An 8,297-nucleotide genomic window follows, 5' to 3' on the forward strand; every position below is an offset into this window, starting at 1 on the left:
GTTGTTTTATTTATTTTTGGTTTAGTTTTTTAGAATTCGTCAGTAGGCGGTTCGTCAATAGCCGTTGAATCTTTTTCTACTTTTTTGTTACAATCTACGCGAATGGATAAATCTTTTGGTCTTTCGAAAGCCTCTTTCGATACGTTTAAGTCTTTGTCTTTATAACATTTATCCATGAAAAGACCCCAAATAGGTAAGGCCATTGTTGCTCCTTGACCGTAATAGGTTCTTCTGAAGTGAGCGGCACGATCTTCATTTCCAACCCAAATTCCAGCAGCTAAATTAGGTACGACACCCATAAACCAACCATCGGAATTGTTTTGAGAAGTTCCTGTTTTACCGGCGATAGGGTTGTTAAAACGATAATCATAATTACGGAATCCTGAACCACCCCAACGCAAACGACTACCCGTTCCCGATTGGGTAACACCTTCTAATAATTTGATAATAGCATAGGCAACATCTTTGTTCATGACGTCTTTACTTTGAGGAATAACTTGGTCAAGAACAATCCCGTTTTTATCTTCAATTCTAGTAACGAATGTAGGTTTAATATACACTCCTTGATTAGCATACGTACTAAAAGCACCTACCATTTCACTTACTGTAATCTCTACTGCTCCCAGAGCAATGGCAGGTTGTGTCGGAATTTCAGAAGTAACACCTAAATCATGAGCCATGTCTACAACAGCTTTTGGGCCTACTCGATCAATTAATTTTGCAGAAACTGTATTTATAGAATTAGCCAGAGCGTGCTGTAGAGTTATCATACCTTTGTATTTACCATCGGAGTTTGTAGGAGACCAATCTGAATCAATACCCCATTTTCCTCTTGGCATGGTAAATGGTCCATCAATGATAGAATCACAAGGAGACATTCCTAATTGTTCTATGGCTGTTGCATACACAAATGGTTTGAAAGTAGAACCCACTTGACGAGCTCCTTGGCCTACGTGGTCGTATTGGAAATATTTGTAATTAATCCCACCGACCCACGCTTTAATGTGTCCCGTTTGTGGTTCCATAGCCATCATTCCCGTTTGAAGGAAATGTTTGTAGTAACGAATGGAATCTCTAGGTGTCATAATTGTATCTTTTTCACCTTTCCAAGAGAAAACTTTCATTTTGGTTTTGGTATCAAAAGATTTTAAAATTTCATCTTCTGATTTTCCTTCTTCTTTCATTAAACGCCATCTTTCTGAAGATTTCATGGCACGCATCATAATGCGTTCAGTTTCATCTTTTGAGATATTTAGGAAAGGAGCATTTTTATTGTCTTTGGCTAATTTAAAAAATTCAGTCTGAAGATTAGTCAAGTGTTCTGCAACAGCTTCTTCAGCATATTGTTGCATTTTAGAATCGATGGTTACATAAATTTTTAAACCATCACGATAAATATCATATTCGGTACCGTCTTCTTTTGGATGATCTTTCACCCATTTTTTCATGTAGTCACGCAAATATTCTCTGAAATAAGTAGCATTTCCTTGGTTGTGACTTTCAGGTTTAAAATGTAAAACAATGGAATCTTTAGTTAATTTGTTTTTTTCATTTTCTGAAAGAAAACCACTTCTTACCATTTGACCTAAAACGGTATTTCTACGATTAAAAGAATTGGTTTCTCTTTTCTTTGGATTATAAAGAGAAGGGTTTTTTAACATACCTACTAAAACTGCGGATTCTTCTATGGTAAGATCTTTAGGTTCTTTGTTGAAATAAATTTTAGCAGCAGAACGAATTCCGATAGCATTGTATAGAAAGTCAACTTCATTGAAGTACATTGCTAATATCTCATTTTTAGTATATTGTCTTTCTAAACGAACAGCAATAACCCATTCTTTTATTTTTTGAGTTAAACGCAAAAAGATATTACGAGAACCTTCGCCGTGAAACAATAATTTAGCCAATTGCTGACTTATGGTACTGGCACCACCATCTTGCCCTAGCTTTACAACAGCCCTAAGAGTTCCGCGTGCATCAATCCCTGAATGTTCGTAAAAACGTTCGTCTTCGGTAGCAATTAAGGCATTTACTAAATGTGGTGGTAGATCTTCAAATTTGATAGGAACGCGATTTTGCGCATAGTATTTACCAATTACTTCCCCGTCAGAAGAAATAATTTCTGTTGCAATATTAGAATCGGGGTTTTCTAGTTTTTCAAAACTTGGCATTTCGCCCAATAATCCCCAAGAAGCAAAAAGAAATAAGAGTACAACAAATCCTACTCCTAAAAGGAAGATTTTCCAAAACCATTTGATATAAACGGAAAATTCATTGGTATTCGTTTTTTTAGTTGCCATATATTTTATTCTTCTGTTTTTTCAATTCTAAAACCTACTTCTGTAATTCCAGGTAAAACTTCAACTCCGGTAATGCTGCCTGTTTCGCGTAAAGCATGAGTAACAAATACTTTGTATTTTCCTGACTTTTTGAATACAAAGTTTTCCTGATACCACAGTTTATTTTCTTTGATATCTGAAAATCCTTCCCCCATTAATGTTCCATCCGGATTAGCCATGGCGTATTCTAATGTATCGACTTTAATTTCGTTATCGGGATTTTCCATTTTAACAATAACAAATAAGTTGTTAAACGGATAATCAGCGTTATCGCGAACGTTTAAAAACAAATTGTATGCCGAAACCGTATCTTTTTGCTCAAATGAAAAGGTCACAGTGTCTTTTTGGCTCCAAGTTCCGTTAAGTTTAGCATATTGGTCAAAAACTCTTTTTTTATCGCATGAAAATAAAAGAGTGGCTACACTTGCTAAAAGGATATAACTAGTCTTTTTTAGGCGCATTTTTATTGTTTGAAGGTTTTTGTCTGTTGTTATTGTTAGGTCTTCTTTTTTTGTTAGGTGTAGCATTTTCTCCCGAATTAGCGTTCGGTTTATTATTGCTATTGCTATTGCTATTGCCGTTGTTGTTGGGTTTTGGCTTATTCTTGTTTGGCTTTACAATGCGAGTATTAGTATTTGCACCTGCATTTGTTGCAGTATTTTCCACATTGTTATCAGCAGTAGTTTTGCGTTTTTTGTTTTTATTCGGGCGTTTTTTCGGTTTGTCGAAACGGTTTAATGCATCTTGACCTACAACATTTTGGAAGTTGTTTTCGATAGGTTTATCGTCTTCTACAGCAAAATCTTCCAATGCAGAAACCTTTTGGTGTTTTGCATTAACGGCTAAAATTTCTTTTACTTGTTCAACCGTTAATACGTGCCAGTGTGCTGGATTATTTTCGTAACAGAACCACATTAATTCTTTGAAAATATCTACTTTTTGGCAGTTAGCCGCACCTTTTTCGGTGTATAATCTAGTGTCCAAATCTGGAAATTCTTTTAGTGCATCTAAATACGTATCTAATTCGTAATTCAAACAACATTTTAATTTACCACATTGTCCGGCTAATTTTTGCGGATTGAGTGATAACTGTTGATAACGCGCTGCAGAAGTGTTTACGCTTCTAAAATCGGTTAGCCAAGTAGAACAACACAATTCGCGTCCACAAGAACCAATTCCTCCTAAACGAGCTGCTTCTTGACGGAAACCTACTTGTTTCATTTCGATACGAATGCTAAACTCACGTGCAAAATCTTTGATTAATTGGCGAAAGTCAACGCGGTCATTTGCGGTATAATAAAACGTTGCTTTTGAACCATCGCCTTGGAATTCAACGTCAGAAATTTTCATTTCCAGATTTAAAGCAATAGCTAATTCTCGAGCACGCATACGAACAGGTTCTTCACGATTTCGCGCTTCACTCCAAATGTCGACATCTTTTTGAGTCGCTTTTCGGTAAATTTTCGGTAGTTCAGCGTCTAAGGCGACTTTCTTTTTCTTCATTTGAACTTTTACCAATTCGCCTGCTAAGGAAATTATTCCCACATCGTGACCCGGAGAAGATTCAGTTGCAACAATATCACCCATAGAAAGCGTCAGCTTTTCAGGATTTTTATAAAAGTCTTTTCTTCCGTTTTTAAAACGAACTTCTACAATGTCAAAGGGTTCCTGACCTTGAGGTAAACTCATGTTAGATAACCAATCAAAAACCGATAATTTATTGCAGCCACCAGTGCCACAAGAACCATTATTATTACATCCTTTTGGAACACCACCTTCTTGTTGTGATCCGCTGGAACAATTATTACATGCCATAGTTTTCTGTATATATAGATCGTTCCTTCATTGGAACTACTTGTCAAAAGTGTATTTTGTGTGTAAAGATAATACAAATTTAATAACGTTTAAAATCCATTTTTCAATACGTAAAAGTGCTATTTTTAACAAAAAATATTTTTGTAACAATTTTTCTTTCCATTTTTATGAAGATAAAAATTAAAATTTTGTGTTTTTTAGTTTTTTTGTTCTCATGTGAAATTACTTTATCTCAAAATACTAAGTCAGAATATGCATTGTATAACATAGGATTAGGAGGTGTAGTTGGAGGTTTTGGAGCTGTGATTAATAAAGGAAAAGAAGAGAAAACATTAAAAGTTTTTGCCAATGGATTTTGGAGAGGAGCTATTGGCGGAGGAACAATTCACGTAAGTAAAATAAGTGTTGGAGAAATAGCGGTTAAACAAGATTATTCATATAGTTGGTTAGCCAAAGCAACAAATTCACTTGGAACTTCATTTGTGGAAAATGCAACGTTAAACAAGCCTTTGCTTTCTAAGTTTCATTTGAATGTTTTTGCTTTTAACAGAATAGAATTTTCAACTCAGGAAAAATTAAGAATTAAATATAAATTGATGCCTGTTGCTTTTTTGATGACAAGTTATATTGTAGCAACCACGCATTTTGAATTTGAAAAAACAGTAGCAACTGGTGAGTTTGTTTTTTCGAGTGAGAAGATACATTCTTTAAATTACAGAGGTTATACGGTAGGAACAACAATTGTAATGAACACCGGATTTATAAATAATAAGGATACTTTTGCACATGAACTTATACATGTATATCAATACTACGATTACAATTTTATCAATAGTTTTCTAAATAAACCATTCGAAAAATTAAGAACAAATTCGAAATTCTTTTCTAAGCTAGACTTTTTGTATTTTGATGTTCAAGCCCCTTTTCTCTTTGGAGTGTATTCTATTGAAAAATCGAAACCAAAATACTACGATAATTTTTTTGAAAAAGAAGCTGGTTTTTATTCAAATACATTAAGAGGTATATAAATAAGCCTGTTTTTTAGAATGAAAAACAGGCTTTTAAAAGTGTTTGTATGTTCTTTTTTTAGGTTTCTTTAACCGATATAATATTTACCGGACATGCTTTTTCGGCTAATTCACAAGCTTCTACAATGGTGTGATCGGGCGATTTTAGTGTGTGAAATCCTTTGGTGTTGACCGATTTCATCAAAACCGTTTTTCCGTCTTTTTTAGACATTTGAAATTGGTTGGGCGCAAATTCAACACAATAATTGCAACCAATGCATTTATCTCGCTGTAAGGTGATAATAACCATTAGGCTTCCACAATTTTGTATAATTTGTCAGACAAACGTATTCTAAACGGAAGTTTCAACGTTAAGCTGTCGCCTTTTGTCGCTTTTTCAGAAGTAGTGTCGTTAACCATCATGTCTTCGATAACCATTTCTTGTACACCCGTTGTTGGACCCGTAATTAAAACTTTATCTCCTTTTTTAAGGTCGTACGCCTCAATTTTGAATTCGGCAATACTTGCTTTAGGAAAATAATGCATTCCTTTTCCAATGTACACTTTCTTTTGTGTGGCATTACTTCCAGGGTCTTTACTCCATTCGCCTAATTTTTGACCTAAATAGTAACCACTCCAAAAACCTCTGTTGTAAACCGTATTTAGCGCTTCCATCCATTCTGCCACTTTTTCTTGCGAAAATGTTCCATCATAATACGAATCGATAGCCTCTCTATACGTTTTGATAACGGTTGCTACGTATTCCGGAGCGCGACCGCGACCTTCAATTTTTAAAACTTTGATTCCGGTATCAATCACTTGGTCTAAGAAATCAAGCGTACATAAATCTTTCGGAGACATCATGTATTCGTTATCGATTTCAATTTCGAAACCTGTTTCTTGGTCGATAACCGTGTATTTTTTACGACAATTTTGTTTGCAGGCGCCACGGTTTGCAGAAGAATTGTGCGAATGTAAACTCAAATAACATTTTCCGGAAACTGCCATACATAAAGCACCGTGACCGAAAATTTCGATTTCCACTAAATTACCACTTGGTCCTTTGACTTGCTCTTTTTCAATTTGCTCAGTAATTTTCTTTACTTGGCGTAAACTCAATTCGCGAGAAAGTACAATTGTATCGGCAAACATGGCGTAAAACTTCACCGTTTCAATGTTGGTTACATTTACTTGGGTAGAAATATGAACTTCCATGCCAATGCTTCTAGCCGTCATAATTACCGCTTGATCTGATGCAATAACTGCCGTAATATTAGCTTCTTTTGCTTTGTTTAAAAGCGTTTTTACAATCGATAAATCGTGATCGTAAACAATTGTATTTAAAGTGAGATAGGTTCTAACGTTTTTTTCTTGACAACGACGCGCTATTTCCGGTAAATCTTCTAAGACAAAATTGATGGAAGCACGAGCACGCATGTTCAATTGCTCAACACCAAAATATACCGAATCACATCCGTTGTCTAAAGCTGCCTGTAAGGATTCAAAATTACCAGCAGGTGCCATTAATTCTATTTTTCCTGTAGAAGTCATTATTTCTTAGTGATTTTAAATAGTTTGTCTGATTTTCTGATTTTAAAAGGCAATTCGATAGTAATTTTATCACCGGCTGTTGCCAAAGTGTTTTCAACTCCGTTAACCAACATTTTTTCCAAAGTAAATTCAACTTCGCCAGTGGTCGGTCCGGAAATTAAAAGTAAATCACCGGTATTGATTTCTTTATTCGTAAGTGTAAATAAAGCGACTTGCGATTTAGAATAATAATGTTCGCCATTACCCACCAAAACTTTTTTAGTGGCAATTTTTTGGCGAATTGGTAAATCGTTTTCTGGTTTTGCTTTGGCCAAAGAAACATCAGATAATGCGCCTGAATGTTTGAATTTTAAAGCGTCAGATTTTCCTTTTTTGAAAATTTTATTGCTGTTGCTTTGTCCTTTTCTTAAGTTAATTTGTTCCACCAAAGGCAAATGAATGATTTCTTGACATTCCGTAGAACAACAATGATCCATTTTGGCAGCACATTCGTCACATTGAATAAACAACAAGTGACAGCCGTCGTTAGCGCAATTGGTATGAGTATCGCAAGGTTTTCCACATTGGTGACATTGCGAAATGATATCATCGGTAATTCTTTCGCCTAAACGATTGTCGAAAACGAAATTTTTACCAATGAATTTACTTTCTAAGTTTTCTGCTTTTACCTGACGAGCATACTCAATAACACCACCTTCTAATTGGTACACGTTTTTAAAACCTTGATGTTTGAAGTAAGCTGAAGCTTTTTCGCAACGAATTCCTCCGGTGCAATACATCAATAAGTTTTTAGATTCTTTGTATTCTTTTAGTTGGTCGTTAATAATAGGCAAACTTTCGCGGAAGGTATCGACATCGGGTGTGATGGCGCCTTTAAAATGACCGACTTCACTTTCGTAATGGTTACGAAAATCGACTACAATAGTATTAGGATCGTCTAATAATTGGTTGAATTCATTCGCTTTTAAGTGAATTCCTTTATTGGTTACATCAAAAGTAGCATCATCTAATCCATCGGCAACAATTTTGTGACGCACTTTTATGGTTAACTTTAAAAAAGAATGATCGTCTTGCTCACGAGCCACATTCAAACGAATGCCACGCATGAAATCATATTCTTCTAAAGTGGTTCTGAACGCTTCAAATTGGTCGGCAGGAACACTCATTTGGGCATTAATTCCTTCATGAGCAACATAAATACGACCTAGAGCTTCTAAAGGATTCCAAGCTAAAAATAAATCGTCGCGAAATTGTTGTGGGTTTTCAATTTTGGCATACGCATAGAACGAAAGTGTGATTCTTTCTTTTCCCGCTTCATCAATTAAACGGGCACGTTCTTCTGCGCTTAAAGTGTTGTACAGTTGCATGCTATAACTTTTAAGTGAGAAATAATAATTTTGAACTTTAAATGGAAAAGTTCGGGTGCAAAGGTAATAAATTGTTTAAAAGATAATTATTGATGTTTAAATATTTTGTGATATGTTTTTGTCTTCTAAAAGGAAAAAATAAATAAGAAAAGGGTAGCCCCTCCCTAGATTTACACAACTTTTATTTCTAACTATCTAAATGTACTACGGGTATAATT

7 protein-coding genes are annotated in these 8,297 nt (G+C 35.1%); 1 reads left to right on the forward strand and 6 read right to left on the reverse strand.

The genetic code is table 11. From position 1 onward, the window contains the following. Nucleotides 1–29: 29 nt before the first annotated feature. The 3 genes from ACUSJC_RS14005 to ACUSJC_RS14015 are packed head-to-tail and all read right to left on the reverse strand — an operon-like array spanning nt 30 to nt 4,154. On the reverse strand, nt 30–2,300 hold the full coding sequence (locus ACUSJC_RS14005) for a penicillin-binding protein 1A (protein ID WP_449270185.1): 2,271 nt from the start codon (nt 2,298–2,300) through the stop codon (nt 30–32). Nucleotides 2,301–2,305: 5 nt separating this feature from the next. Further along, complete coding sequence (locus tag ACUSJC_RS14010; protein ID WP_449270186.1) at nt 2,306–2,800, reverse strand: gliding motility lipoprotein GldH; 495 nt, start codon at nt 2,798–2,800, stop codon at nt 2,306–2,308. Beyond that, the gene (locus ACUSJC_RS14015) at nt 2,781–4,154 is read right to left on the reverse strand and encodes a PSP1 domain-containing protein (protein ID WP_449270187.1); all 1,374 of its coding nucleotides are present in this window, start codon (nt 4,152–4,154) and stop codon (nt 2,781–2,783) included. The genes ACUSJC_RS14010 and ACUSJC_RS14015 overlap by 20 nt, the downstream gene beginning before the upstream one ends. Nucleotides 4,155–4,342: 188 nt before the next feature. On the opposite strand from ACUSJC_RS14015, the gene ACUSJC_RS14020 reads away from it, so the two are divergent. Beyond that, complete coding sequence (locus ACUSJC_RS14020; protein ID WP_449270188.1) at nt 4,343–5,182, forward strand: eCIS core domain-containing protein; 840 nt, start codon at nt 4,343–4,345, stop codon at nt 5,180–5,182. A 58-nt stretch (nt 5,183–5,240) separates the two neighbouring features. On the opposite strand, the gene ACUSJC_RS14025 is transcribed toward ACUSJC_RS14020, so the two are convergent. From ACUSJC_RS14025 to trhO, 3 genes are read right to left on the reverse strand one after another with little or no spacing between them, the layout of a single operon-like run. Further along, nucleotides 5,241–5,471 carry a ferredoxin gene (locus ACUSJC_RS14025; RefSeq protein WP_449270189.1) on the reverse strand — a complete coding sequence of 77 codons (231 nt, stop codon included), beginning with the start codon at nt 5,469–5,471 and terminating at the stop codon, nt 5,241–5,243. Further along, entirely contained in the window at nt 5,471–6,712 is a 1,242-nt protein-coding gene (locus tag ACUSJC_RS14030) for a peptidase U32 family protein (protein WP_449270190.1), read from the reverse strand. The genes ACUSJC_RS14025 and ACUSJC_RS14030 overlap by 1 nt, the downstream gene beginning before the upstream one ends. Then, nucleotides 6,712–8,079 carry an oxygen-dependent tRNA uridine(34) hydroxylase TrhO gene (trhO, locus tag ACUSJC_RS14035; RefSeq protein ID WP_449270191.1) on the reverse strand — a complete coding sequence of 456 codons (1,368 nt, stop codon included), beginning with the start codon at nt 8,077–8,079 and terminating at the stop codon, nt 6,712–6,714. Before trhO ends, ACUSJC_RS14030 begins: the two co-directional genes overlap by 1 nt. Nucleotides 8,080–8,297 lie beyond the last annotated feature (218 nt).

This window comes from Flavobacterium sp. U410 (genome assembly GCF_053570605.1).

Excerpts from the sequence above, each read along its gene's own strand:
- ACUSJC_RS14005 (WP_449270185.1), bottom strand. The coding sequence starts at position 2,300 with ATGGCAACTAAAAAAACGAATACCAATGAATTTTCCGTTTATATCAAA.
- ACUSJC_RS14010 (WP_449270186.1), bottom strand. The coding sequence starts at position 2,800 with ATGCGCCTAAAAAAGACTAGTTATATCCTTTTAGCAAGTGTAGCCACT.
- ACUSJC_RS14015 (WP_449270187.1), bottom strand. The coding sequence starts at position 4,154 with ATGGCATGTAATAATTGTTCCAGCGGATCACAACAAGAAGGTGGTGTT.
- ACUSJC_RS14025 (WP_449270189.1), bottom strand. The coding sequence starts at position 5,471 with ATGGTTATTATCACCTTACAGCGAGATAAATGCATTGGTTGCAATTAT.
- ACUSJC_RS14030 (WP_449270190.1), bottom strand. The coding sequence starts at position 6,712 with ATGACTTCTACAGGAAAAATAGAATTAATGGCACCTGCTGGTAATTTT.
- trhO (WP_449270191.1), bottom strand. The coding sequence starts at position 8,079 with ATGCAACTGTACAACACTTTAAGCGCAGAAGAACGTGCCCGTTTAATT.